We start from the raw sequence: 24,428 nt of genomic DNA on the forward strand, positions 1-24,428 counted from the left end.
GATCCGTAGGAAAGGACTCATCCAGTGCAGGTTTATCCTCTTGTGAGAGCGCTTGCGTAAACTCTTCAAAGCTACGTTCGGTCGGCTGTGCTTGAGAGAAATGCTCTGACAAGTCTTTGACCTTGACGTCTTCACCCTGCTTCCATTGTTGGTCGCAATATTCATAAGCCACCGCATTAAGCGATTGACGTTGCTCCGGTGGCAGTTCTGCTTGCTTACCAAACTCTGTTACTGCATCCACCAAACGTTTAGTTTGCGACTTAGCATCGAGCCGTTCAGTACAGCCCAAGAAATCCAAGAAGAAGTCAGATACCTTGCGTCCAGCGCGACCCTTAATAAAAGAAATATAACGTTGGCTCTCGGGATCGGTTTGCCATTCAGTCAGATCAATCCGCGCTGCCAGTTGTACCTTACTAATGTCTAATTGTGATGACCGGTCAACAGCTAAGTTAGGGTTAATCGTCACGCCTACTTTTACTGGTAAAAACGCCACTAACAGATAATCAGTGCTCAAATGTTGATATCGCGTCACCAATAAAAAGCCCGCTTCAAGCATTTGATAGTTCTGCAGTTGCTCTAACAAGAGCTTAGCCGCCTGCTGGCTCAACTCAACAAATTCTAGCTCTTGTGCTTGCCACTGTTTAAGTAGTACCGGGAAGTCACTGACTTCTTCCGCCTCGTCCGCCTCCGTCAAAAAGCTAGCGTAGCCTTTAGCAGGTTTACTGGTATAAACCGTGGTCAGTTCCTCGAGTAACTCGTGCAGTTGCTCATCATCAGATAAAGGTTCTGGCGCGAGACGCAAACCAATTTGGTCATCATGGCTGTAAAACTGGTGAATAATGCTATTTTCAATGGCCAGTTGCATAACTAGGACTATCCTTGCAAAATCGCTGTGTTAGACTATTTGGCAGATTGTAGCACGGGATAGACACAGAATGGGAAAGAACCAACGTCGCGATAAAATTGCACGACTGATTAGTTGGGGTCATTGGTTTACCTTCGCCAACATTATTTTGTGTCTTCTTATCGGCATTATCTATATTGATTCAACGCCGTCACCGACCACGTTCATCAGTACCGTTTATCTCATTGTGAACTGGATTGGGCACTTTGCATTTCTGCCGTTCGTGTTCTTTATCATACTGATATTTCCGTTCTGCTTGCTTATTCCCTACTCCAAGGTATTACGCAGTATTGCGGCGCTCATTAGCTCCCTTGGCATCGTCGCACTTATCTTTGATGCACTGTTTTTCCGTCACTACGGCTATCATCTAAACGCCTATTCACTTGCACAAATGGCGAAAGATGCCGAGGCCGCATTTACCGGCGCAAGTTTTGTCATCATTTTAATGATCATGTTGGGCTTTCTTATTCTATTAGGCTTTGAACTGCTGCTCGCTAACTACACGTGGAAGCACCTTTCTGAACTCCAACATCGTCGCCTTGGCGCACCGGCCACCACGGTATTTGTATTGTGCTTTTTTGCTAGCCACAGTATTCACGTTTGGGCGGATGCCGAGCTCTATGACCCGATAACACAGCAAGATGATACATTCCCGCTCTCGTACCCGACGACAGCGAAAACGCTGATGTCGAAGCATGGCTTTATCGAAGTGGAAAATTATCAGGCGCAGCAACAAAAGCTGATGTCGGCAGAAAATATTCGCTTACGCTACCCGCACAATACGTTGCTGTGCTCAAAAACGTCGCAAACCCAGGGCATCACACTGGTTGTGTTTGATCGTTTGAATGCCGAACAAACACAACGTGTCGGTGAAGTAGCCAACGACAACGGCCTGACTCAAGTGGATATTCAGTTACTGGCACACCCGAGTCGTGAAGGCGGGTTGTTCCAACTGCTTTATGGTCTCCCCGACTTTTATCAAGAGACCATCGAGAATCAAAACATATCACCAGCTTACCTAAAACCATTAGCGGACTTTGGCATCGATGTGAGTTGGCATACATCGCCTAATTGGCCAAAAGAACTCGGGCTTACTCAGTTTAAAACCGACTGGAACGCAGAGCCGTTGAGTAGTTTTTATCCACGCAACGAGAATCAGGTCAACGTTGTGCTGCTGAGCCATGAGGATATCAACCGCTTACCCGCAATACTTGGAAGCTTAGGCCAACAACGTGTATTGCTCTCAAGCCTCGCACCCAGTAACACTGAGGGTCTGCTCGGACAGCAACAGTTTAAACCTGAAAATATGCGTGTCACCCTGTGGGAAAAAGATTTCGAACTACCACAACAAAGTATCGGCGGATTAATGGATCTCATGCCAACCGCCCTATCTCGTGTTATGTCATGTGCTGGTGGCACTCAGAGCTTCAGCAATGGTGAAGACCTGATGAATGGCGGGGAGCGCTGGCCTCTCGTAGAAACCTACAGTCCGTATATCGTTATTTATGACCAAGAATTGATTACCGTGCTCGATAACAACGGCCAGTATAATATCTATCGTCGCGATGACTTCAGCCGCCTCGACGGCGCCGAACCGACGGTTCCCGTGTTAATTGATGCACTCAAAGATCTCAAACGCTTCAGCGGCCGCGCTAGAGACTGATTAAAATAACAGCGAACAGACGCACTAAGTGCATTTGTGCCTTGCACTTAGCTCATAAATCAGTAACATAGCTGTCCTCGGTCGGCGTGTAGCGCAGCCTGGTAGCGCACTGTCATGGGGTGTCAGGGGTCGGAGGTTCAAATCCTCTCACGCCGACCAATTCTTCTCTTTTCCCTGCTTAATTACTCTATCAATTCCACATCAGGTAATTCAGAGCGAAACCACGCTGCTGCAACCTACTTTTTTTGATAAAATGCCGGCAAAATTTTTGCTAATGGATGTTCAAATGTCTTCATGCTGCGGTGGCGGAGTCTCTAATACACAAGCGCAAATGGATAGCGCACAGAAACGCTTACTATGGACCGTATTGGTGCTCAATGGTGTGATTTTCTCCGCTCACTCCCCGCGCGGGAGAAACCGCCGAGTCCAGCGGCTTAATTGCTGACTCATTGGATATGCTTGCCGATACGCTGGTTTATGCAGTGAGTTTGTATGCGGTGGGTAAGGCAATTAAATACAAAGCGAATGCGGCTATTTTTAATGGCATATTACAAACAGCTCTCGCGTTGTTGGTGCTCGGCGATGTCGCACAGCGGTTGATTTGGGGCAGCGAACCCAATGCCAACATGATGCTATGGATAGCCGGCTTAGCATTACTGGTGAACGTTATTTGTTTTGCCCTGCTGTACAGCTCACGTAATGGCGATATCAACATTCGCGCCAGTTGGATTTGCTCGCGTAACGATATGCTCATGAATGCAGGTGTCATTCTTTCTGCATGGATGGTAAGCGTCATTAATAAAGCGTGGCCAGACTTGTTGATAGCAACAATCATCGCGATCATTGTGCTACGTTCGGCGCTGAGGATTATCAAAGACGCTCATGCCGTCAAAGCGGGCGAAAAAACCGATATTTCGACGTGTTGTGGTTAATAGCCTACGTTGTTAATACTTAGAGGCATCCTGCACGGCTTGTGGCAATAATGGCAGAGCATAGGTGCGATAAGCTCGGATGTTAAGCCATTTCGCCAAACCAAGATAACTAATAATAATGACTGCGCTTATCACCGAGTGGTGCCAACTTGGTAAAATTAAAAGTGCCGCCACAACGGACAGCAAGGCGCACTGACGCAATAGGAAGTTGCCCCTGCGATACAGTTTGGCGCGAAACTTAGCCACGGTAATGGCGCGGTGTGCGGTGCGGGGATTTACACCGTCTAATTCGGGTTGCTTATACCAGCCTACGAAATCAATCATAACTCACTTAATATTGATTAATTTGTACACAGTATACCACAACTGACGCGCTCAGCTCTATTCGTATGATTTATGACCGTTATATCATAAGGCCTTTAGGCTCGATTGCCGCGTTCGATTATCTAGTAATCAATACGATCAGGCACCAAGATCTGCAGTGCATGCTTTTCAACCTTGATATCTAACTCATCCGCTGAGTAAGGTTCTCCATCGACGACATAGTCTAAGCGCTCACCATCACAGCGTGCTAGGTGAATACGCTTTATTCGTGTGTGATGGGTATTCATCCCCACTTGGTCTTCGGTAATGCTGGCGTACAATAGCTCGATTAGGCTTTTTACCGGTGAACTCTCACCCTGCTCTGAATCGAGCCACGTTACATCCAGTTTGCCATCGTCGATCACGGGCTCCCCATCCCCCTGCGCCAACAAGGTTGTCATTGGTGCCGCATTGGCAACAATTAAACTCGCTGTTTCCCACGTTTCGGTTTCACCGTCATCAATGGTTACATGCAACTGCAGTTGCTTATCTTCACTCAGTGCGCGCCATAAACCTTGAATATATGCTAACTGACCCAGCTTGTCTTTGGCGCTGCGATCTGCCTGCTCAATCATTTGCTGTTCGAAGCCTACGCCTGCACATAAAAGCATCAATTGCTCATTGACCCAGCCACAGTCGATTTGCCGACAGCGGCCCTCGATAATCGTTTCGCAAGCGACATCCACTGGGCTCAATTTACTACTGAGTCCCCACAGCACCTGGCTCAAGGAGTTTGCTGTGCCCATGGGTACGATCGCCATCTTACAGTCATCGCCGATGAGCGCACGTGCCACTTCAGTCAACGTACCATCACCGCCACACGCAATGACCAACTCAGCGCCCTGCTCAAGCGCCTCACGGGCACATTCGGTGCCGTTTTTATCTTCTTTCGTCTCAATGACTGTTAACTCGAAATACGGTGTGAGCGTATCCTTTAGCGGCTGCGCATATTCACTCCATTTACCGCCGCCGGATACCGGGTTCGCGACAATATACGCGCGCTTAATCATCAACTCTTGGTGTTCATCGATAAACTGTTGCAGTGCCTTCTTCTGTTGATGATTTAATCGCGCAACTTTACGCGCGCCTTGAATTTTCTTCATCACGTCATCGATGTTTTTCGTATTGCTGTGCGCCAGTAAGTAGGCGGCCGCCATAAACACCGAACGTCCACGCCCCAAGGCGCAATGAATTAATACATTGTGGCCTTGCCGTTGTTGCTCGTGGATCCACTGCAAGGCTTGATGAATTTGTTCGTGAGACGGCGCCAAATGGTCAAGGACCGGAACGTTTAAATAATTAACCTCGGCGCGTTCAGCCGACCAGTCAAGCGCATCAAATTCAGCTGTGACATCGAGTACCGCATTAATCGGCACGTCTTTAATGGCCTTCAGGTCGCCGCTGAATAAGCGTCTTCCTACATAGATTCCATCCGCGACCTTTTGAAACACGGGTAAATCATCTTGCCGACGTGCGATGGCGTTATAAACGCGTACGCCAATCAGGAACGGGATTAATGACCAACGTATGTACCAAGGAATACGTCCGTTCGCTTTCTTACGAAACAAGCGGGCGGTATTCAACCAATAAGCAGAGGCGATTAGCGCTAAGGCGATACAGGTCCAGCCGAAGGCAATTTTTAATGGCCAGGTGGGGAGTATATAGGTCAGTAATAGCGCGACGAGCGCGCCACATAAATAATAATAAGGTATCGCCTTTGAGCCCATAAGTATCCTATCTTGGTTGCCATTGTAGTTGCGCTATCATGCAGCGCGCGGAGCCTCCGCCCTGCTCTATCGTTGGCAGGTTGCATATTAGCATACGCGCTTTTTGCTCAATTTGATCCCTTTGTTGCCGGGTTAATGCCTTTGCCGCCGTTTGTGATAACACTAATATAGGACCCTCTCGCCCCATGAGCTCCAATGCATTACCAGCAAACGACTCTATTTGTGAGCCCGTGAGTTCAATCACACATCGATCGCCATACGCTAGGCGCTGTGCCAAGTCATTACGATAAGCCGGTGCGACCAGTTCCGGCGCATACATGGCGATATGCTCACCCACATTCATGAGCACATTGGTGTGGTAAATAGGTACGCCCTCGCGGTCATGCGCGTCAATCACCACAGGATTACAATCGATGTGCTTACTTAGCTCTGCTAACACGACATCGCTCATTCGCTGCGAACGCACCGCGTAAACATCCTGACTCAGAGGATCAAACACCAGCGCGCCGGTTCCTTCAAGACTTAACCCTTGCGACTCAAAGCCGGCCAGATCAACGGTACGGGTGATCACGTAGTCCTGTTCTAAGCTTTCAATAATGTCGACACGTCGCTCTAACCGGCGGTTAGCGCAGTGCATGGGGTACAAAACGAGTGTGCCATCTGCATGACTGGTAAACCAATTGTTGGGAAACACCGAGTCCGGTGTGTCGGTCGTGGTATCGTCAAAAACCTCAACACGAACCCCTTGCTGATTCAGCTGCGCCACCATGGCATCGAACTCTTCACGTGCATAGCGACTCACCGCGGCTTCGACACGCGCATCATCGAGCTGCTGAAAACGATTATCTGCCGCGGTTTGCTCATTACTGCGAAAATGATGTGGGCGCACCATGGCCACTCGACTGCATAATTGACTCACTACGTTAACTTCCTTTTCATCAAAAACAGCAAGCCGCTATTCTACGGGTGTTGGTTAAGTTTGCGCAATGCGAGTAACTCAGGCTTACACACGATGTCGGCTATATCTCCGTGTCAGTCACTTAAACTAAGCTACACTATGCAAAAAAAGTAAATAAGGCGAAACACTGTGAGTGAACTATCCATCGAGTGGCCAATCCATTTAACACATTTAGGTGGTACTTGGCAGGTAACAGGCTCCTGCCACCTATGGCATTTAAACGCTCAACAAACGGTGATGATCGACTGCGGTGCGTTTCAGGGTATCACGCAAGAGGATGACTTAACGCCGTATGTCGATGTCGATAGTTTGGCGGCTGTGTTTATTACTCATGCACACCTCGATCATGTCGGCCGGTTACCGCAGTTGCTCGCGCTGGGTTATCGTGGCCCGATTTACTGTACGGCCGCCACACTTGCATTAATGCAATTGGTACTGGGCGACTCTCTGCAACTCGCGGGCATCCGCGACGAAAGCGCTCTCACGGCATTTAACACATTGCTCGCGCGCCATGTGGTTCTTTGTGAATATGGTCAAACGGTGGATGTACTACCCTCACTTAGCGTCACGTTCGAGGAGGCAGGCCACATACTGGGGTCATCTTATCTCTGTTTTGATATTAAGTCGTTGCATAAACGTGTTGTGTTTTCCGGCGACTTAGGCTGCCGTAACTCACCGCTAATCAACGACCCAACACCGCTTAAACGCGCTGACTTACTTGTTTTAGAGAGTACTTACGGGGATCGCTCGCATGGTGACCGCAGTCAACGAACGCAACAACTCGAATCGATTATAAAACGTGCTGTTGTCGATGGCGGCGCCATCTTAATTCCTGCATTTAGCATTGGCCGCACGCAAGAGCTGCTCTATGAGTTTGAACAAATTTGGCACCAACACGCGTGTTCAAAGGACACCGATTTTCCCGAGATTGTTATCGATTCGCCAATGGCGAACAAAGTGACTGACATCTACCAACATCATGAAGCGCTATGGGATGCAACCAGCCGGTCTCGCCAAGCTCATGGACGACATCCGTTAGACTTTAGCCACGCGCATCCAGTGGATGAGCATAGCTTGCATCTCGCTTTGGTTAATCGTCTCAAATCAACGGCTGAGCCGGTCATTGTCATTGCAGGCTCAGGGATGTGTACCGGAGGACGCATTATTAACTATCTTGATGCGCTGATAGAAGATCCTCGCACGGATTTATTGTTTGTGGGTTACCAAGCGCAAGGGACGCTGGGTGAGCAGATTCAACGAGCGGCTACGGGTGATGTAGTGACGATTAACCAGCAAAAAAGAAAAGTAAATGCTCAGGTATATTCGCTAACCGGCTACTCCGCCCATGCTGATCAAGACGAATTACTCGCTTTTATTGGCAATGCTGAATTTCCCGTCCAAGCCGTTCGCTTGGTACACGGTTCTGCGCCAGCACAACATACCTTGGCTGAAAAAATACGTCAGCAGTTTAGCATTCCGGTAACGACAACTGTTGCGACGGAGAAACCATAACGCGCCAATAACCGCCTCGTGGACTGCCCACGCGTTCGAGCTTACCCTGTTGCTTGAGTCGGGCAAACTGCTTCTCGACGGCTCTCGAACTCAAGCCCAACAGTTCGGCAATACGTTGCGCGCTAATACCCCGTTCTTTATTTACTAAAAACAGTACTTTGCGGGCTGTCGGCCATTTTTCCGAACCTTTTACCGAACACACATCCGAAAACTTATCCGAACTTTTTTGCGTGTCAGGCACCTTTTGTTCACTGCAGATAGCCAGCTTTTGCGCGAGTTCATTCAAACTCGTTCGGAGTACTCCGGTTAGCCACAGGATAAACGCCTCAGAGCGCTCATTGCGCTCAACCTGTCGCGCTTCTGCCAGTTCGTCGATTGATGCTAGCCAACTTTGCTCAATATTGAGCCATTGAAAAAGTGGGTGCCAAGAACGCATCAATAAGGTGAGCCAGAATCGTGTGATGCACCCATTCGCTTCGGCAAACGGTTGCCAACTTTCAAAGACATTAAAAAACAGTGCAGCACGATACAGGGGATGACAATGATCGGCGTTGAGTTCAGTAAATAATTCGCTGAGTGTTCGTGCGATACCCGTAGCGGGTGGTGAAGCATAAATATTACGGCCGTGATGATAAATAGCGACTGAAGTACCGCGGTACTGACCTGCGCGCATGCTCAAGTTTAGCATTAATTGTCGGTGCGCCTTTTTTAATGCCTGTTCGTTTAGCGGGTCCCAGTCCTCGATATGGTCATAAAGCGCGGAGATATTAATGCGGTGGGCATTTAGATTTTCGCATTCAATACTGGCTGCCTGCTTTTCATTCAGCCACGTTTGAGCCGTTACACTATTGACCTCAACCGATTCAAATTGAGCGATAATCCCCCCTGCCTGTTCAGCAAGGTTTAACAGCTCGGAACGGGTCGACCACTCAAGTTGAGGCCACATGTTTTTGTCCTTTTATTATTTGCCTGGCGAGACCTCCACACTGTTTCGTCCAGACTCTTTGACTTGGTATAACGCGTTATCGGCCCGCTTTACCAAACTATTACGGTCTTCACTGGGTAATAATTCTGCTACGCCAAAGCTTGCCGTGACTTGACCAACTTTGTCAAATTGTAGATTTGATAATCGCCTTCTTAAACGCTCCGCCAGTTGATTCGCACTCTCAAGATCAGTTTCTGGGGCTATGATTAAAAACTCTTCTCCCCCCCAACGACCAAAAACATCACTGCTGCGAAGCCATTGATGAATCGCTTCACTTATCAGCTTAAGCACTTTGTCACCCACATCGTGACCGTAGTCATCATTAACACGCTTAAAATGATCGATGTCGAGTAAAATGACGGCCAAGTCTCGCCCATGACGTTTACATCGCTTCACTTCCTCTTCCAGTGTCTGTTCCATGTGATAGCGGTTCCAGACTTGCGTCAGGGCATCGGTATGGACCAAGTGCTCCAACCGTTGATTCGCTTCGGTGAGCTCCTGATTTAACTGTTCAATTTGATAAGCGGACGCACCAATAGCGAGGTCTTCTGCCAGCGTTTTGGCCGCTTCAATTTGGATCTCTGTCCAGATTGGTGCATATCCATCAACATCCTGTTGCCATTGCTCAAACGAGTGACGAGGCGACAACACTTGGCGACCTTTGTATTCTCGTACCTCTCCTTTTTCAAGCTTACCCGCCCACCGAAAAACTTCAGTCTCCTGCACTCTAAAGAACACTAACCAGCCCTGATTTCGCTTATCTATCGGCATCGACACTGCTAACACGCCACAATATGGCAACTCTGGAATTGCCTGCCGTATCTCAGACAGCCGACAGTCTCGTTCGCTAAATACGCCTGTCACGCTATGATTTTCATTAAGCCAGTCACGTACCTTGTGTAAGGTCGATACATCAATATGCTCGCCGATAACACGCTGTGTTTGAGCACTGATCAAGGCGACAGCTACCGCTTCAAACAGTTTTAGCCAGAAATGACCTTGGTCTTCGAGCAGTTGCTGCGGCGACTTAATTTCTCGTTTTCGGTCGAGTAGCGCTTTTCGGCTCTCTTCAACACGATCGAAAAACCGATCGGCTTCAAATTGTTTTTGTAGCATTAAACGTTGTTCGGCAAGCTTGACCAAAGAGTGGATATTAAGCCGTGTCGAATAAGATAACGGTTGCGCCGATACGCCGTGACACGAAACTAAACCCCACAGCTGATTCTGGTCAAAAATAGCCACTGACATCGAGCGCTGTAGGCCCATGTTTTTCATATATTCTGTATGAATGGGTGACTTACCTCGGATCGTACCAAGCGACAGGTCAAGTGCCATGGAGCCCAGCTCTTCGGCATACACAATCACCGCATCCTCAGTATCCACATCGGCGATATAACGGATTGGGTTAACGTGATACAACGCTCGAACCTGGCTTGGAATGTCACTGGCTGGAAAGCTGAGCCCTATATATTGCTCGATATCTTCGCGTGTTGTGTGCTCGCTGATTACGCGACCGTTCCAACTATCGTCGAACTGATAAACCAACACGCGCTCATAACCACTCAACTCACTAATTGAGCGACATAACTTTTGCAGCGTTTGCTCAGTACTATTTGTGTTCGAAATATCAAGTAACGCCCGATCAAAATAGCAGGAACGCTTTAACCCAGGATCGGTCACGTCGATCTCAGTTTCTACGACTAACCAAGCTTGGCTATAATAAATACGGGAAAAAAACGACTGTTCACCCGCTTCCCACGCAAATATTTCGTAGTCTGACCCTTGCTTTAACTTTTCGTCTGCGGCTTTGAATGATGTTAGAAAGTCACTTGGCATGCACTCTGCCAAGAACGACCCCATTAAGGCGTCACACGGACAACCTAACACGGCATCGCTATTGTCACTGACAGCAATAATCTGACCGCCGCGTTTAATATCAACTGCCAGTAACATCCCATTTTCCTGCACACATTGCGGTGCCTGCACCGGCTCTTTGGCACAGTTCTTCATCGCCTCTTCATAGGAAATCGAAGTATTATCAGCCACTCATACCACCCTAAATTAACCCACTGCTACTGTGCTATCTCGCTGCTCTATGCGTTGTGCAATCGAATTCAACGACGCGAAGGCGTTCACAGCGGCTGAAGTCATTTCGTTGAGCTGCTCATTGGTAAACGAAAAATGCTCGAACATCTCAATAAATCGTTGCCAGCTGCGATACCTGTAAAAATTAAAATAATTTAATGCATTGCCCTCAAGATTTAAAACCTTGTTAAGGCGTTGACTGAGCATTCGACCGCCTTGTGTGCTCCCTTCAATAACATAGGCATAACCAAGCGCCTGATAAATGGAGTCGGCATTAACATGATGGATATTATGTGGTGGCGTAAACCCTCCAAGTGCATGAATATCTGCTAAAATCTGACCACTGCGCGGCTGATAGTAGTATTCAAAAAGCCGTTGATTGTCCTTGGGTAACCAAGTCTGTAAGCACATCTCATACCCCTCTAGCCATGAGTAAAGACCGTTAAGCGCTTGCAGGTAGTCTTCGTTAGACACGTGCGCTCCCATCAGCGGCTTCATTAACCCTGACTGCTCTGCCTCGCGATGTGCTTTTTCGGTCATCTGCTTGAGATGTAAACGTGCTGAATGTTTTTTCATGCCCTATCAAACGTTGTTTGCAAGGTTATCGATCAGCCTCAACTGAAATAAATTTAGAGCAAGCACTTAATTCTTTTTGGATTGCTTCGATATCTCGGATTGAATACTGACGCTCCATTTTTTGTCCCCATATCGGCGCTGGCCAAAACGGGTCATCCGAATAACGAACAACATGATGGACATGCAGTTGGCTGACAACATTGCCAATAGCAGCAATATTTAACTTACACTGCGGATAACACTGCAACAACCATTCACTCAAGGCTTGGCTTTCTTTCCAAAGGTTAAACTGCTCGCTTTCCGACAACTGCGTTATTTCACTGATTTCATTAACTTCAGGCACTAACAAAAACCAAGTGCAGTCGGCGGCTTTCATTAAACGGAGTTGTGACAGCGGACCCCGCGCCAGCAAAATAGAGTCGTTAGCTAATCGGGGATCGAGTACAAAGTCAGTCATGTCATGCTCTCCAAAAACAACTCAAAGTCACGTACGACAACATCAAGTCGATTAACGAGTCGATGATCGTCGTCAATTAAGTGCAGTTCAGCGGCAATGCGCTGACAGAACTTAACACTATGTTGCCAATCGACAATATCATCTCGCCAACCGTGAACCACACTGACAGAACCGTTCGGACGTAATGTATCGAAGTCGACTTTGCCTCCCATATACAGTGCCGGTGCCATTAAAAAGCAACCCGTTGCTTTAGCATGCTCGCTATTAGCCAGCGCAACGTATCCCCCCATACTGGAACCGACTAAGATAACTCGATCTCCTTGATAATCATCTAAGTAACGAGCCAATCGATCCGCACGATCATCGGGGTCCATTTGATCTTGGTAATCGATACTATCCACAGCAAAGCTTCGACTTTTTGCAACCTTCGCAAGGGCCTCTATTTTATGCCCCCAAGGACCACTTTCTTTGCCGTGATTGAAAACGATCTTTGTCATTTTCGCTCCTATAACTTACATTTTAAAATATATTGATTTTTTGTTACCAAAAACCGACGATAGATATGACTGTAACACGTAGAGAACCCATTTATGATAGGTACTATGCTAAAAGCATCTTTATTTATACTTCTGTTGTGTGCATCGACATGGGCTATTGCTGATCAACACGATGATATTATCTGGGGCATTAATGTGTCTCCCCCTTTTCATATTTGGCAAGGTGAATACGAAAAAGCGGGTTTTTGCGATACCTTAGTGGATACCTTTGAACGCGAACTGCCGGCGCTGTCTCAAAGCAAGCGTAAATTGCCCTCGCGCCGCATCACCATGTTAATGCGAAAAAACCAACACTTGTGCTTTCCGTGCTTAATTAAAGGCAGTGATTACAACAAAGACTTTATTTTCTCAGATGCGACACATGTATACCCGCCACACGGCGTCATCACGACAGCTTCAAACGCTCAACGGTTTATTAAAGCATTCGGTGAGCCATTATCGTTTACTGCCCTAGCGCAGAGCGACTATCGTTTCGCTCAGCCGATTGAGCGACGTTATGGTGAACTACAACCTATCATCGAGGACTACTTAATACCGTCTGAGCACTTCCAAGAAGTATCTGGCGAAGGTGCTCACATGAACTTGATGGCGATGGTTGCCGCAGGGCGAATTGATTACACGCTTGATTACAAGATGCTGATGACCTACTTCCAACGTACTGAGGATCAAACGAACCCAGATTTTGAACGGCTCGTGTTTATTCCTATCAAAGAAAACAGAGACGCAGTCATAATTGGCGCTGTCGGCTGCAGTAATAATCAATGGGGGCAGCATGCGATTAGCAACATGAACCGTGTGATTGAGCAGGTCCGAAGTGACTCTGACTTCCGCCAATCTCTGGATCTTTGGCTAGGTGCTGATCGACCACGTCCGGAATTTAATAATCGAAATTAACATCGAGCAATGAATACTATGGCATTGAATCAACCACCTTACCTCATCAACTATAATGTCTATCAAAGTGATCGCTTTTTACAGCAGTGCGCTCAATATTTTGCTGAATCCAATGAACAAGATGAACGGGTTAAGCTAGGCTCATTGCTCGGTAGCGCGCAACATATTGAGCGTTGTTATGCTGCCAACCATTATCCGCCTGAATTATTTACCCATGACCGTTACGGTGAACGCATTAATCATATTGCTTACCACGCCAGTTATCATGAGCTGATGCAAATTGCGGCAGAGCAGCAGTTACACAACGGTGTCTGGCGCTCAGTGTCACCCTACTCCCATGTAGAACGAACGATTCGTTATTATTTAAATAGCCAGCTCGAGGCGGGTCATGGATGCCCGATTACCATGACGTTTGCTGCAATTCCTGTAATCCAGCAAAGCCCATTATATCCACAGTTACAAGAACAGCTTTTGCAACCGCTTTACGATGGACGCGACATTCCATTTTATGAAAAGTCAGCTTTGACTGTGGGTATGGGAATGACTGAAAAGCAAGGTGGTTCGGACGTGCGTAGCAATACGACCCACGCGACACCGCAGGGAGCCACCGGTGAAGGTGAAGTCTACTTATTGAACGGCCACAAGTGGTTTTTATCGGCACCCATGAGCGACTTGTTTTTAATGCTCGCACAAACTAAGCACGGGCTCGGCTGTTTTTCTGTGCCTCGCTGGCGTGAGGACGGCACACGCAATGGCATTCATATTCAACAGCTCAAACAAAAAATGGGCAATCAATCGAACGCTTCGTGTGAGGTTGAATTAAATGATGTTGAAGGCCGTTTACTGGGTTCCGAAGGTAAAGGTGTGCGTACCATTATTGATATGGTTGCAATGACACGGTTCGACTGCATGATTGGTTCGTCTGCCTTGTTACGGCAATCCCTTGTGCAAGCGTTGCATCATTGTCACTATCGAAGCGCATTTGGCGCACGGCTCATCGAGCAGCCATTAATGATTAATCTTCTATGTGATATGGCGATGGAAAGTGAATGTGCGCTACTTTGGACACTGACGGTGGCACAGTGGCTCGATAGCAGCGACATCGAAGCCAAGCGCTTAGCACGCTTGCTCGTTCCTGTCGGGAAATATTGGATATGTAAACGAGCACCTCAGGTAACCTACGAGGCAATGGAGGTCATTGGCGGTATGGGCGTAATGGAAAATACCCCCATGCCGAGACTTTACCGAGAGGCCCCGATAAATGCGATTTGGGAAGGCTCCGGTAACATTCAATGTTTAGACGTACTGCGCGCCTGCGAAAAAGATCCCGAGTTACTGTCGACCTGGTTTAGTTTTATTGCGCGTAGCTGCGGTCAATACAGTCGCTATGACGCAGTAGTTGAGCGGTTACAGCAAGAACTTGAAAAGTACCCGCCATCGCCGTTTAATGCACGTCGTCTAGTTGATGAAATTGCACTGTTGACGCAGGCGGCGCTCGCTATCCAACATATGCAACCAGAACGCAGTCGTCTGATTTGTGAGAACCTGTTGAACCGATCAGGACGTAATTTAGGCACATTGGTGGGTGACTTTGATACAGCACACCAGTGGGTTAAGGACAGTTTCACCATTGGTTAACAGAAGCTCGCTGAACGCCGTCTATGATGAGGCCCTTTATCGACTCGATATCATGGGACGCCGTTATACGCTCTCGACCCTATCAAAGCAGGCGTTTGTTGAGCGTATATTAGACATGACGCGCTGTCATTCACTGACGATCATTACGGTTGATCATCCAGGCAGTCAACGCTGTGATCGCGCCACATTTAGTCGACGACATGATCAACTGACGCAACAGTTACATCATCTTGGCGTTCGCTTTTTCCACAGTTCCGCACTCGCCCCTCAATGCGACTGGCCCGTAGAACACGGCGTTGCGATTGCAGATTTACCGCTCGCTTCGGCCTATCCGCTTAATCAGCGATTTCATCAAAATGCTTTTGTGCATATTAATAAAGAACAAGGTGTGGCGCTGCATTGGACCAATCCCTAAAAAATATTCAATCCTAAATACGATCTTGCTCGTAGTAATTGTTAATAAAAATTTTACTCAAAACAGGATACCCACTATTCCAATTTGGTATAGCGTATCTAACGAATGTCACAAGTGACTTCGGATGAGTCGAACTATAATTTTGATATACGTAATCGAAAAGCGGCGTTCTGCTGGAGGCCTTATGAAATCATCAGACTGGAATACTATGAGTGCGGCGCACAACACACGCATTCGAGGCCGTAAACTATGGGCTGCGGGCATTTACAGTGCTGTCAGTATTGCACTCATTAGTGCCATTATTGTTGTCGCTGATTGGCTTAACACCCTATTCAGCGAATCACAGACATTCCTGAGTCAACACCCGAAACTCTACACTGTCAGTCTTATCGTGATGTTGACCGCAGGAACGATGCTAGTCGTCGAGCGTAGTCTAGCTAAAAAGCAACGTTACAACGAGTGGCGAGACGATTAAGCGTGTTCAAAACGCGCTCGCAAATAGTGGATAATATCATCGGATTCGTACATCCACTGTGCGTTACCACTCTCTTGGGTAATGCGTAAGCATGGCACTTTGACTCGTCCACCCTGCTCGCTAAGCTCGGCGCGATGAGTTTCATTGTGCTGTGCATCGCGTAATTCAATGGGTAAGTTTAACCGCGCTATCTCCTTCCGAACCTTAATACAGAATGGGCACGTTTTAAATTGATACAAACTTAACTGCTTACACTCTTGTTCGACACGCGCTTGAGCATCTGTGCTGCGCTCAATGCCTTTCGGCGTTGTTAGTTTTTCCATAATCAACATAAAAGGTGTGAGGATTAAACGCACCAATCTAAAAAAATAACGAATTAAAATACGCACCGTACTGCCTCGCTTTTGATAGCATCTCAATGGGCCGCTCAGGTTAGCATAATTTGCTTATCGTCGATAGCGATGGGATTGTGTTCAAGTGACTATTTTAGCGCCTGCCCCAGTGACTGAAAATAGTCTAACCAACACTCAGCGACAGCATTGGCCTCATCTTGTTTTGGATAAAGTCCGAGCTCAGCGGTTTTACTTTTTAACGTACCGGCCACGAGAAAATGGTTTTTCAATGTCTGCTGTTGAACAACCCGTTCAAAACACCGTGCCGCGACCTCTTCCGGCATCGAAAAGTAGTAACTTCCTTCAGCCTTATCAAAAGCCATGCAGCGTTTCATTAGAGCACTTGCTGACTGTCCATCTGATGATAGGAACAATCGCTGAAACCCCAACACAAGCCGTTCATTTAGAGTGTGCGGGCGCACGGGCTCATTCAGCAGCCAAGCTTTGCTTGCGAACCGGCCTGGTTGCGTGGCTGAGCTGAATAGATGTGAGGCAATATAGTGATCAAAGGCGTGAAACCACTCGTGCGCTAAACTGCCACCTCCTGCATTTTTCGCTAGCGCCAATAGCCGCCGTGACGGGATATAATGGGCGCTGGCACCGAGCCGACCACCAATTCCATAATTGATCGACAAACTACCGCGTAGTGATATCACTGACTCAGTGACGCCCAAGATTACCTGTAAGTCACATAAAGCATCGAAAAATAAATTGGCTGCCACCTGCTGCTCATGCGCGGTGACCCAACGGCCGATACGTACCGAGTTAAATCCAAACAGTTTAACGATGTCTGCAAAGCTGACATCCGCGCCACCGCGATGAGGTGGACCATTTCTAAAATATTCGCGCATGCTCGCTATTCTATCACGGTCATCACTGCTTGTACTGAGTGGGACAATAGCCTCGGCCGTAATCAAAACCTCGAATTTTACGGTGCTTGGTCGCTCGACCCGATACCCGCGCACGCCAGTTGTTAAACGCGGTTCTTTTAAGCTGTTTGCGCATTAACTTAATCACTTGGTCTTCACTCAGACCGTAGGTCTCGTTGATCGCCTCAAACGGCGTGCGATCTTCCCACGCCATTTCAATAATGCGTGAAATATCAGCTTCATTAAGTGCCTTCATCCTAATGCTCCACTTGAATCCAGCACTCACATACGTATTAAAGTGCTTCTTGGATGCCGGGTTGCCATACACCGCATTGCACTTGTGCAATATGGTCCGCTTGTAAAAGTAGCATCACCACTCGAGACTGTCCGATGCCACCGCCGATGGTCAATGGCAGTTCACCCGCAGCTAAACGTTGATGCCAAGCCAGTTTTAAACGATCTGTCTGTTCGGTCAGTTCGAGTTGCTTTTTAAGCGCCGCTGCATCAACACGTATGCCCATTGAGCTAAGCTCAATCGCTTTTTGTAGCTTAGGGCTCCATACCAACAAATCACCGTTCAAGCCTGTACCGAAGTGTTCAGTTTGCGTGCTCCAATCATCATAATCAGGCGCGCGTTCATCATGCTTTTTACCATCGCTAAGTGGTGCGCCAATACCGTAAACAAACACAGCACCGTGCGCTTCAGTAATTTTGTTTTCTCGTTGCTTAGCTGTTAGCTCGGGGTATTCCGCGCGCAGCGTCTCACTACTAATAAAGGTCAATTGCCGCGGCAGGATAGACAGCCCCCCGTAAATTGCTCGCAATTTACCCTCTGTTGCCGTAAGCGCTGCATAGATAAGTTGTACCTGCTGTTTAAGGTACTGAATGCTGCGCTGCTCTTCAGCAATCACTTTTTCCCAGTCCCATTGGTCAACAAATACTGAATGCGTTTCATCGAGCGTTTCTTCATCCGGTCTTAGCGCCGACATAGTTACTACAATACCTTGACCCACCGGTGCTTGATAATCAGCGAGTAGCTGACGTTTCCACTTAGCGAGCGAGTGTACCACTTGATATTGTTTGTCTGGCAGTGCCGAAACCTTGACCTCAACGGGGCGTTCGATACCCGATAGATCGTCTTGTAACCCCGTTCCCTGCTCTGTCAGTAATGGTCCTTCACATTTAACTAACTGCATCTGCCGACATAGCCGAGAGAGAAACTCGCGTTTTATGAAGTCAATTTTTTGTTGTTTTGCCAAATACCCTTCCCACATAAAGTACTCCTGAATCGATTAATTGCGTGATGACTGTAGAAACAGAAAACCATGGAAGAGAGCAAAAACTCAATAGTATTTATTCATTTATGCTAAACTAAAAAATAATTTCTACTTAAATGAAGATATATTTAAATTAAATCCAATAAATAAGCCTGATTAACATGAAAAATTATAAATTAGATAATCTCGATAAATTTATCCTAGAAACATTACTCAATGATGCGCGGGTGTCGTATGCAACCATGGCGACAACTCAAAAAGTAAGTACCGCGACCGTTCATGTCCGCGTTGAGAAAATGCGTAAGCTGGGCATAATCAAAGGCACGCGGCTCGCCATTGATCCCAAAAAATTGGGGTACGACGTCTGTTGCTTCATTGGAATAACACTAACAACAGCTGGCGATTATCCGTTAGCAATCGAGAAACTTGCTCATGTCGACGCTATCACCGAAGCGCATTACACGACGGGTCACTACAATATCTTTGCAAAGCTGATGACGCGCTCAATTGAGGATTTACAAGATATTCTGATCAATCGAATTCAGGTCATCAAAGAGGTACAAGCAACCGACACCTGGATTTCGTTGCAACAACCGATAGCGAGGCAAGTTAAGCCGTGATTTACGATGTTAATGGCATCTTTTATACGGTTAAACGAAAGCCGTGCCGCAAAAGTAGGATTTCTGTTAGTCTAGTTGTATTAAAACAACTAGGAGTATAACAAATGCTGAAAAACGCGCTAAGGACTTGCTTGGCGGGCGTCGCATTACTCAGTTCTACCGTGAGTGTGGCGCAAGCCGACCCCGTTAAATTGGATTACTACCTTCCTCAAGATGTGCAGTATGATCCTGCGGTTCCGACCCCTGAAGAAGCCCTCGGCTATCAAGTCGGTGAATGGCATGTGCGCCATGATCAAATCGTACAATATATGTATCAGTTGGCAGAGTCATCTGATCGCATCACGATTGAAGAAACTGGACGTACTCATGAACAGCGTCCCTTGTTGCTATTAACCATCACATCGCCCGACAATCAAAAAAACATCGATGCGGTGCGCGAACAGCATTTGGCGGCCGCAGATCCTAATCGTGATGCGGACGACAATACGCCGTTAGTTCTGTATATGGGTTACAGCATTCACGGTGATGAATCGAGTGGCTCAAATGCGGCCCTGCTGTTTGCTTATTACCTGGCTGCGGCTCAAAACCCGGCGCTCGATAAAGCATTACAAGACACCGTTGTACTGCTTGATCCATCACTTAACCCTGACGGACTGGCACGTTTTGCACAGTGGGCAAACCAACACCGCAGCAAAAACCTCGTTGCCGATCCGCAGTCTCGTGAACACGTCCAACCGTTTGTCCGTGGTCGTGTAAACCACTATTGGTTCGATCTCAATCGCGACTGGTTATTGCTACAACACCCAGAGTCACAGGCTCGTATCGCCAACTTCCAGAAATGGAAACCCAACGTTCTAACTGACTTTCACGAAATGGGCACGAACAGCACGTTTTTCTTTCAACCCGGTATCCCTTCGCGCAAGAACCCGTTAACACCGGATGAAAACGTGCGTCTTACTGAAATTTTGGCGGCGGCCCATGCCGACTCGTTAGATAACCTGGGCAACCTCTATTACACGGAAGAGTCGTTTGACGACTTTTACTACGGCAAAGGATCGACTTATCCCGATATTCAAGGCGCTGTGGGCGTGTTATTCGAACAAGCATCGAGCCGCGGCCACCTGCAAGACTCAGTTAATGGTGAAGTCAGCTTCCCGTTTACCATTCGCAACCAGTTCATCACATCGCTGAGCACGCTCTATGGCGCTCATGCGAATAAAAAACGTTTTATTGACTTCCAAGAACGTGTTTATGACGACGCTATGGAAGCGGGTGACGATGCGAATTTTGATGGCTACCTGATTGGTGCGAATGATGTAAACCGTCTTAGCGGACTCGTTGAGTTGCTTAAACAACATGGTATCGACGGTTATCGTGTAGAACGTGATGTTGAAACTAACAACAAGCGGTTTAAAGCAGGCTTGAGTTACTTCATCCCTGCCGAGCAAGCGCAGTACGGTCTGATTCATGCCATCTTCAGCACGCGAAAAGATTTCCCAGACAATACGTTTTATGACGTATCTGGCTGGACTTTGCCAATGGCATTTAACACGCAGTTCACGACTTACCGTGGCCGTATCAGCCTTGATGATACGGCGTGGAATGCACCACAGCGTGATGCCGTATCTATCAACGCCAACGCGTACGCATTAGCGTTTGATTGGTATGATTACAAGGCCCCTGCGATGCTGCAAGCATTGTTAGAACAAGGTGTCCACGCACGTCAGAGTTTTAAACCTTTGCACCTACCGACACTAAATGGTAAGACGGCTAACTTATCCGCTGGTTCGGTGGTTGTAACGCGCGCTTACCAAAATCAAGACTGGTCGAATGTAGTCGCGGCGGTTAAAAATATCGCTGAGCAACAAAATGTTACCGTTTACTCGGTAAAAACCGGTCTCACGCCCAAAGGTATCGATTTAGGTAGTCGCAATATTCAGCCGGTAAAAGAACCCAGCGTAATGATGCTGACGGGCGATGGTGTGAACCTTTATGAAGCGGGTGAAGCATGGTATTACCTCGATCGCCACGTAGGTCTTCCACTATCGATGGTCGATACCGACCGTATCAGTCGCGTTGACTTAAACCGCTACAGCCACATCATTTTGGTGGATGGTAGCTATTACACGCTTTCTGACGGCGAAATAGCGCGGTTAACTGATTGGGTGCGTCGAGGCGGTGTATTAATTGGCCAACAAGGTGGCGCTGAATGGATGAGTCGCCATGGCTTACTCTACACTCAGTTTGTTGAAGACAAAACGTTTAGTGATGCGTTTTCAACCGCAGGCCTGACTTATAAAGACCGCGATAGTTACTATGCACAACGCCGTATCGCAGGCGCTATTTTCCAAATGGACATTGATCCGCAAAACCCATTAATGTTTGGCTTCCCTCATCGCAGCATGCCCGTGTTTAAAGACGAGTTGAATGCGATGGAGGCTCCACAAAGCCCCTTTGTCAGTGTCGCTCAATACAGTGACCAGCCGCTACTCAGTGGTTATGCAGACAAGCGCAACCAAGCGGTGTTAGCCGGTAAAACTAACATTGCCGCACACCGCTTAGGTGAAGGCCGTGTCATTGGGTTTGCCGACAACGTTAATTTCCGTGCGTTTTTCTGGGGCACGGCAAAGCTATTGAGTAACGCGATTTATTTAGCACCGGCTATTGAAGCCTATGCGGATCCTATCAAGGATAAAGCAGCCGCCGACGAGGCAGCCGCTGCACATTAATCAGTCAGCTTTTATAGCGTTACCGATGAGCCGTCATATGAAAAATATGACGGCTTTTTTTCTAAAATTTTGATCCAACCGTTCAATTTACGACTAACGTAATAGTGAACCTTTAAAAAAATAAGGAGACATTATGTTACGTTGGGTTCTGATTTTTCTGGTCATTGCCGTCGTGGCAGCGGTGTTTGGATTTGGTGGTATTGCCGGTGCGGCCGCTGAAATCGCGAAGATTATCTTTTACATCTTCATTATTCTTTTCGCTATTTCTATTATCATGGGACTGCTTGGAAAACGACGTCGATAACTGATATGACGTCTATTAGACGTTAGTCGCATGCCTGTTGGGGTTGAATTTGCGCTACAATGGGTAGCGAATCTCAAAATCAACCACAACAAGAGGCTTCATCCATGAATGCAATATTCGTGATGCTATTGGGTCTAGCTGCGATGTTCTTGGGCTACGTATTTTATTCAAAATTCGTCGCTGAGAAGATCTACAAGCTAGACCCAAATTTCAAAACACCCGCTCATGAATTTGAAGACGGTGTGGACTTTGTCCCAACTAATAAGTATGTACTTTGGGGTCACCACTTTACTTCCGTAGCCGGCGCAGCACCGATTATTGGTCCTGCTATCGCGGTGATTTGGGGCTGGGTGCCTGCATTCCTGTGGGTCATCTTTGGCACCATCTTCTTTGCCGGTGTTCACGACGCAGGTGCGATTTGGGCAAGTAACCGAAATAAAGCCAAATCAATGGGTAGCTTAACAGGTGACGTGGTCAGCAAGCGCGCACAGACGCTGTTCATGATCGTTATCTTCCTTGTGCTGCTCATGGTCAACGCGGTATTTGCCACGGCTATCTCTGGCCTCTTGGTGAAATTTCCAAGCTCTGTTATTCCTGTTTGGGGCGCAATTTTCGTTGCGTTAATCATCGGTCAGATTATTTTCCGTAAATGGATGGGGCTCGGTACTGTCTCAATCTTAGGCGTTGTTGCACTCTATTTACTGATTTGGGCGGGTCCTTCCGCGCCATTATCTCTGCCAGAAACAATGGGCGGTCTGACAGACAACGCAAGTTGGGTTCTTATTTTATTTGGTTATGCTGCCATTGCGTCGTTGCTTCCCGTTTGGATGCTGTTACAGCCGCGCGATTATATCAACGGTCTGCAACTGTTTATCGGTCTGATCCTGCTGTATGCTGCGGTTCTATTGCTAGGTCCAGACATGACCGCTCCAGCATTCAATACCAATTTGCCAGAAAATACGCCGTCAATGTTGCCTCTGTTGTTTGTTACCATTGCTTGTGGTGCGATTTCCGGCTTCCACGGTTTGGTCGCTTCAGGCACGACATCTAAGCAACTGGATAAAGAAACTGACCTGCGTTTTGTGGGTTACTTCGGTGCAATTGGTGAAGGCTCGCTCTCACTTGCGACCATTATCGCAGCATGTGCTGGCTTTGCGACATTAGCCGACTGGGAAGCTGTTTACAGCTCCTTCGGGCAAGGTGGTGTAGCGGCCTTCGTAGAGGGTGGCGCGAATATTATCAGCCAAGGTGTCGGTCTTGATAATGAAATTGCTGAAACTTTGCTTACAGTGATGGCGGTTTTGTTTGCGGGTACCACTATGGATACCGGTTTGCGTCTACAGCGTTATATCTTCCAAGAATGGGGTAACATCTATAATATTTCTTGGATGCAGAAAGCGTTGCCTGCGACATTGTTGGCGGTCATTTCATGTGTAGCACTCGCCTTTGGTGCGGGATCAGACGGTTCAGGTGGCTTAGCGATTTGGCCGCTGTTTGGTACCACTAACCAATTACTTGCAGGCTTGACCTTGATGGTTATCACAGTCATGTTGGTACGGTTAGGTCGTCCAATGTACGTGACATTACTGCCGTTGATTTTCTTGCTGATTATGACAGTGTTCGCGCTGTTCATTCAGTTAAAAGGTTTCTACATGGAAGAGAACTGGTTCTTATTCGGTTTAGATATTGTGGTACTGATTGCCGCTGTATGGATCGCTCTAGAGGCCACGTCGGCACTATCGAACCTTAAGAAAGAGCAGAAGTCTTAGTGAGAGACTTTAAGGAGTAAGACCATGCGCAACATGAACATTAAATCGATTCAACAGTGGTTGAGCCGTGCGGGTGAACTGGTAAACGAGTTTTACAACGCCCCCTATCGGTCAGCGATCGCTCGCGCCAAGCGTGACGAAGATGATTTGTTCATGATGCTGGTCTTCTCCGAAATGATGGGGGTTCCTAACCCCGCATCCTATTACACTTTAGAGCTCCAGCCATTAATGCTGGAGCGTTTTCATGATTGGCATCAACGCATGGGAATGGAACACTCACCTCTGGATCATTTCCGCTGCTGTTAGCCCACGACTTTAAGGTGTCTT

Annotated in this window: 25 protein-coding genes and 1 tRNA gene; 13 read left to right on the forward strand and 13 right to left on the reverse strand. The window is 47.5% G+C overall.

From position 1 onward, the window contains the following. The coding region (locus tag OS145_RS08510) for a nucleoid-associated protein (protein WP_006955961.1) at positions 1–865 on the reverse strand (865 nt) is incomplete at its 3' end. Between the two features lie 70 nt (positions 866–935). Here OS145_RS08510 and OS145_RS08515 point away from each other — a divergent pair. The 3 genes from OS145_RS08515 to OS145_RS08525 all read left to right on the forward strand — a co-directional run bounded on the left by OS145_RS08515 (position 936) and on the right by OS145_RS08525 (position 3,499). After that, positions 936–2,567 (forward strand): DUF3413 domain-containing protein, encoded by a 1,632-nt coding sequence (locus tag OS145_RS08515; RefSeq protein ID WP_006955962.1) that lies wholly within the window; start codon positions 936–938, stop codon positions 2,565–2,567. An 82-nt stretch (positions 2,568–2,649) separates the two neighbouring features. Continuing rightward, a tRNA-Pro gene (locus OS145_RS08520) sits at positions 2,650–2,726 on the forward strand. Positions 2,727–3,022: 296 nt separating this feature from the next. Beyond that, a complete protein-coding gene (locus OS145_RS08525; protein ID WP_006955963.1) occupies positions 3,023–3,499 on the forward strand; it encodes a cation efflux transmembrane domain-containing protein in 477 nt (158 codons plus the stop codon). A 12-nt stretch (positions 3,500–3,511) separates the two neighbouring features. Here the strand turns inward: OS145_RS08525 and OS145_RS08530 are convergent, their stop codons facing one another. From OS145_RS08530 to ctlX, 3 genes are all read right to left on the reverse strand, one after another. After that, entirely contained in the window at positions 3,512–3,823 is a 312-nt protein-coding gene (locus OS145_RS08530; RefSeq protein WP_006955964.1) for a hypothetical protein, read from the reverse strand. A 122-nt stretch (positions 3,824–3,945) separates the two neighbouring features. Continuing rightward, positions 3,946–5,589 (reverse strand): diacylglycerol kinase family protein, encoded by a 1,644-nt coding sequence (locus OS145_RS08535; RefSeq protein ID WP_006955965.1) that lies wholly within the window; start codon positions 5,587–5,589, stop codon positions 3,946–3,948. 7 nt (positions 5,590–5,596) lie between these two features. Then, positions 5,597–6,508 carry a citrulline utilization hydrolase CtlX gene (gene ctlX / locus OS145_RS08540; protein ID WP_040487967.1) on the reverse strand — a complete coding sequence of 304 codons (912 nt, stop codon included), beginning with the start codon at positions 6,506–6,508 and terminating at the stop codon, positions 5,597–5,599. Positions 6,509–6,676: 168 nt separating this feature from the next. Here ctlX and OS145_RS08545 point away from each other — a divergent pair, with 168 nt between their 5' ends. Then, positions 6,677–8,059, forward strand: a complete 1,383-nt coding sequence (locus tag OS145_RS08545) for an MBL fold/beta-CASP domain-containing RNA metallo-hydrolase (protein ID WP_006955967.1) — start codon at positions 6,677–6,679, stop codon at positions 8,057–8,059. Here the strand turns inward: OS145_RS08545 and OS145_RS08550 are convergent. The 5 genes from OS145_RS08550 to OS145_RS08570 are packed head-to-tail and all read right to left on the reverse strand — an operon-like array spanning position 8,016 to position 12,659. Continuing rightward, positions 8,016–9,005 carry a Fic family protein gene (locus OS145_RS08550; protein ID WP_040487969.1) on the reverse strand — a complete coding sequence of 330 codons (990 nt, stop codon included), beginning with the start codon at positions 9,003–9,005 and terminating at the stop codon, positions 8,016–8,018. The genes OS145_RS08545 and OS145_RS08550 overlap by 44 nt on opposite strands. Before the next feature lie 15 nt (positions 9,006–9,020). Then, on the reverse strand, positions 9,021–11,090 hold the full coding sequence (locus OS145_RS08555) for a sensor domain-containing diguanylate cyclase (RefSeq protein WP_006955969.1): 2,070 nt from the start codon (positions 11,088–11,090) through the stop codon (positions 9,021–9,023). A gap of 15 nt (positions 11,091–11,105) precedes the next feature. Beyond that, positions 11,106–11,705, reverse strand: a complete 600-nt coding sequence (locus OS145_RS08560) for a biliverdin-producing heme oxygenase (RefSeq protein WP_006955970.1) — start codon at positions 11,703–11,705, stop codon at positions 11,106–11,108. A gap of 25 nt (positions 11,706–11,730) precedes the next feature. Next, positions 11,731–12,162, reverse strand: a complete 432-nt coding sequence (locus tag OS145_RS08565; RefSeq protein ID WP_006955971.1) for an HIT domain-containing protein — start codon at positions 12,160–12,162, stop codon at positions 11,731–11,733. Beyond that, positions 12,159–12,659 (reverse strand): YqiA/YcfP family alpha/beta fold hydrolase, encoded by a 501-nt coding sequence (locus tag OS145_RS08570; RefSeq protein ID WP_006955972.1) that lies wholly within the window; start codon positions 12,657–12,659, stop codon positions 12,159–12,161. Before OS145_RS08570 ends, OS145_RS08565 begins: the two co-directional genes overlap by 4 nt. A gap of 93 nt (positions 12,660–12,752) precedes the next feature. On the opposite strand from OS145_RS08570, the gene OS145_RS08575 reads away from it, so the two are divergent. The 4 genes from OS145_RS08575 to OS145_RS08590 all read left to right on the forward strand — a co-directional run bounded on the left by OS145_RS08575 (position 12,753) and on the right by OS145_RS08590 (position 16,141). After that, positions 12,753–13,613, forward strand: a complete 861-nt coding sequence (locus tag OS145_RS08575) for a hypothetical protein (protein WP_006955973.1) — start codon at positions 12,753–12,755, stop codon at positions 13,611–13,613. 18 nt (positions 13,614–13,631) lie between these two features. Continuing rightward, positions 13,632–15,251: an acyl-CoA dehydrogenase family protein gene (locus OS145_RS08580; protein ID WP_006955974.1), complete on the forward strand. Its 1,620-nt coding sequence runs from the start codon at positions 13,632–13,634 to the stop codon at positions 15,249–15,251. Further along, complete coding sequence (locus OS145_RS13035) at positions 15,244–15,666, forward strand: DUF3293 domain-containing protein (protein ID WP_006955975.1); 423 nt, start codon at positions 15,244–15,246, stop codon at positions 15,664–15,666. The genes OS145_RS08580 and OS145_RS13035 overlap by 8 nt, the downstream gene beginning before the upstream one ends. Positions 15,667–15,850: 184 nt before the next feature. Next, positions 15,851–16,141, forward strand: a complete 291-nt coding sequence (locus OS145_RS08590; RefSeq protein WP_006955976.1) for a hypothetical protein — start codon at positions 15,851–15,853, stop codon at positions 16,139–16,141. Here OS145_RS08590 and OS145_RS08595 read toward each other — a convergent pair. From OS145_RS08595 to asnA, 4 genes are all read right to left on the reverse strand, one after another. Further along, positions 16,138–16,473 (reverse strand): glutathione S-transferase N-terminal domain-containing protein, encoded by a 336-nt coding sequence (locus OS145_RS08595; RefSeq protein WP_242603668.1) that lies wholly within the window; start codon positions 16,471–16,473, stop codon positions 16,138–16,140. The genes OS145_RS08590 and OS145_RS08595 overlap by 4 nt on opposite strands. A gap of 149 nt (positions 16,474–16,622) precedes the next feature. Further along, positions 16,623–17,384 (reverse strand): CLCA_X family protein, encoded by a 762-nt coding sequence (locus OS145_RS08600; protein ID WP_006955978.1) that lies wholly within the window; start codon positions 17,382–17,384, stop codon positions 16,623–16,625. 22 nt (positions 17,385–17,406) lie between these two features. Beyond that, positions 17,407–17,658 (reverse strand): TIGR03643 family protein, encoded by a 252-nt coding sequence (locus OS145_RS08605; protein WP_006955979.1) that lies wholly within the window; start codon positions 17,656–17,658, stop codon positions 17,407–17,409. Between the two features lie 37 nt (positions 17,659–17,695). Then, positions 17,696–18,676, reverse strand: a complete 981-nt coding sequence (gene asnA, locus OS145_RS08610) for an aspartate--ammonia ligase (RefSeq protein ID WP_006955980.1) — start codon at positions 18,674–18,676, stop codon at positions 17,696–17,698. A gap of 164 nt (positions 18,677–18,840) precedes the next feature. On the opposite strand from asnA, the gene asnC reads away from it, so the two are divergent. The 5 genes from asnC (at position 18,841) to OS145_RS08635 (ending at position 24,407) form a co-directional block, all read left to right on the forward strand. Continuing rightward, positions 18,841–19,299 (forward strand): transcriptional regulator AsnC, encoded by a 459-nt coding sequence (asnC, locus tag OS145_RS08615; protein WP_006955981.1) that lies wholly within the window; start codon positions 18,841–18,843, stop codon positions 19,297–19,299. Between the two features lie 104 nt (positions 19,300–19,403). Next, a complete protein-coding gene (locus OS145_RS08620; protein ID WP_006955982.1) occupies positions 19,404–22,028 on the forward strand; it encodes a M14 family metallopeptidase in 2,625 nt (874 codons plus the stop codon). Positions 22,029–22,161: 133 nt separating this feature from the next. Further along, positions 22,162–22,332, forward strand: a complete 171-nt coding sequence (locus OS145_RS13210) for a DUF1328 family protein (RefSeq protein ID WP_006955983.1) — start codon at positions 22,162–22,164, stop codon at positions 22,330–22,332. 104 nt (positions 22,333–22,436) lie between these two features. Beyond that, positions 22,437–24,101: a carbon starvation CstA family protein gene (locus OS145_RS08630; RefSeq protein WP_040488027.1), complete on the forward strand. Its 1,665-nt coding sequence runs from the start codon at positions 22,437–22,439 to the stop codon at positions 24,099–24,101. 33 nt (positions 24,102–24,134) lie between these two features. Beyond that, a complete protein-coding gene (locus tag OS145_RS08635; protein ID WP_040488029.1) occupies positions 24,135–24,407 on the forward strand; it encodes a cory-CC-star protein in 273 nt (90 codons plus the stop codon). The last annotated feature ends 21 nt before the right edge of the window (positions 24,408–24,428 follow it).

It is taken from the genome of Idiomarina baltica OS145, from assembly GCF_000152885.1.
In the GTDB taxonomy this organism is placed as follows: Bacteria; Pseudomonadota; Gammaproteobacteria; order Enterobacterales; family Alteromonadaceae; genus Idiomarina; species Idiomarina baltica.

What these genes read in the sequence shown, in the direction of transcription:
- OS145_RS08595 (WP_242603668.1), bottom strand. Translation starts at nt 16,473, where the DNA reads ATGTTGATTATGGAAAAACTAACAACGCCGAAAGGCATTGAGCGCAGC.
- OS145_RS08560 (WP_006955970.1), bottom strand. Translation starts at nt 11,705, where the DNA reads ATGAAAAAACATTCAGCACGTTTACATCTCAAGCAGATGACCGAAAAA.
- OS145_RS08575 (WP_006955973.1), top strand. Translation starts at nt 12,753, where the DNA reads ATGATAGGTACTATGCTAAAAGCATCTTTATTTATACTTCTGTTGTGT.
- OS145_RS08635 (WP_040488029.1), top strand. Translation starts at nt 24,135, where the DNA reads ATGAACATTAAATCGATTCAACAGTGGTTGAGCCGTGCGGGTGAACTG.
- OS145_RS08605 (WP_006955979.1), bottom strand. Translation starts at nt 17,658, where the DNA reads ATGAAGGCACTTAATGAAGCTGATATTTCACGCATTATTGAAATGGCG.
- OS145_RS08530 (WP_006955964.1), bottom strand. Translation starts at nt 3,823, where the DNA reads ATGATTGATTTCGTAGGCTGGTATAAGCAACCCGAATTAGACGGTGTA.
- OS145_RS08515 (WP_006955962.1), top strand. Translation starts at nt 936, where the DNA reads ATGGGAAAGAACCAACGTCGCGATAAAATTGCACGACTGATTAGTTGG.
- OS145_RS08570 (WP_006955972.1), bottom strand. Translation starts at nt 12,659, where the DNA reads ATGACAAAGATCGTTTTCAATCACGGCAAAGAAAGTGGTCCTTGGGGG.
- OS145_RS08620 (WP_006955982.1), top strand. Translation starts at nt 19,404, where the DNA reads ATGCTGAAAAACGCGCTAAGGACTTGCTTGGCGGGCGTCGCATTACTC.
- OS145_RS08590 (WP_006955976.1), top strand. Translation starts at nt 15,851, where the DNA reads ATGAAATCATCAGACTGGAATACTATGAGTGCGGCGCACAACACACGC.
- OS145_RS08630 (WP_040488027.1), top strand. Translation starts at nt 22,437, where the DNA reads ATGAATGCAATATTCGTGATGCTATTGGGTCTAGCTGCGATGTTCTTG.
- asnC (WP_006955981.1), top strand. Translation starts at nt 18,841, where the DNA reads ATGAAAAATTATAAATTAGATAATCTCGATAAATTTATCCTAGAAACA.
- asnA (WP_006955980.1), bottom strand. Translation starts at nt 18,676, where the DNA reads ATGTGGGAAGGGTATTTGGCAAAACAACAAAAAATTGACTTCATAAAA.
- OS145_RS08600 (WP_006955978.1), bottom strand. Translation starts at nt 17,384, where the DNA reads ATGCGCGAATATTTTAGAAATGGTCCACCTCATCGCGGTGGCGCGGAT.
- OS145_RS08565 (WP_006955971.1), bottom strand. Translation starts at nt 12,162, where the DNA reads ATGACTGACTTTGTACTCGATCCCCGATTAGCTAACGACTCTATTTTG.
- OS145_RS08580 (WP_006955974.1), top strand. Translation starts at nt 13,632, where the DNA reads ATGGCATTGAATCAACCACCTTACCTCATCAACTATAATGTCTATCAA.
- OS145_RS08525 (WP_006955963.1), top strand. Translation starts at nt 3,023, where the DNA reads ATGCTTGCCGATACGCTGGTTTATGCAGTGAGTTTGTATGCGGTGGGT.
- OS145_RS13210 (WP_006955983.1), top strand. Translation starts at nt 22,162, where the DNA reads ATGTTACGTTGGGTTCTGATTTTTCTGGTCATTGCCGTCGTGGCAGCG.
- OS145_RS08550 (WP_040487969.1), bottom strand. Translation starts at nt 9,005, where the DNA reads ATGTGGCCTCAACTTGAGTGGTCGACCCGTTCCGAGCTGTTAAACCTT.
- OS145_RS08535 (WP_006955965.1), bottom strand. Translation starts at nt 5,589, where the DNA reads ATGGGCTCAAAGGCGATACCTTATTATTATTTATGTGGCGCGCTCGTC.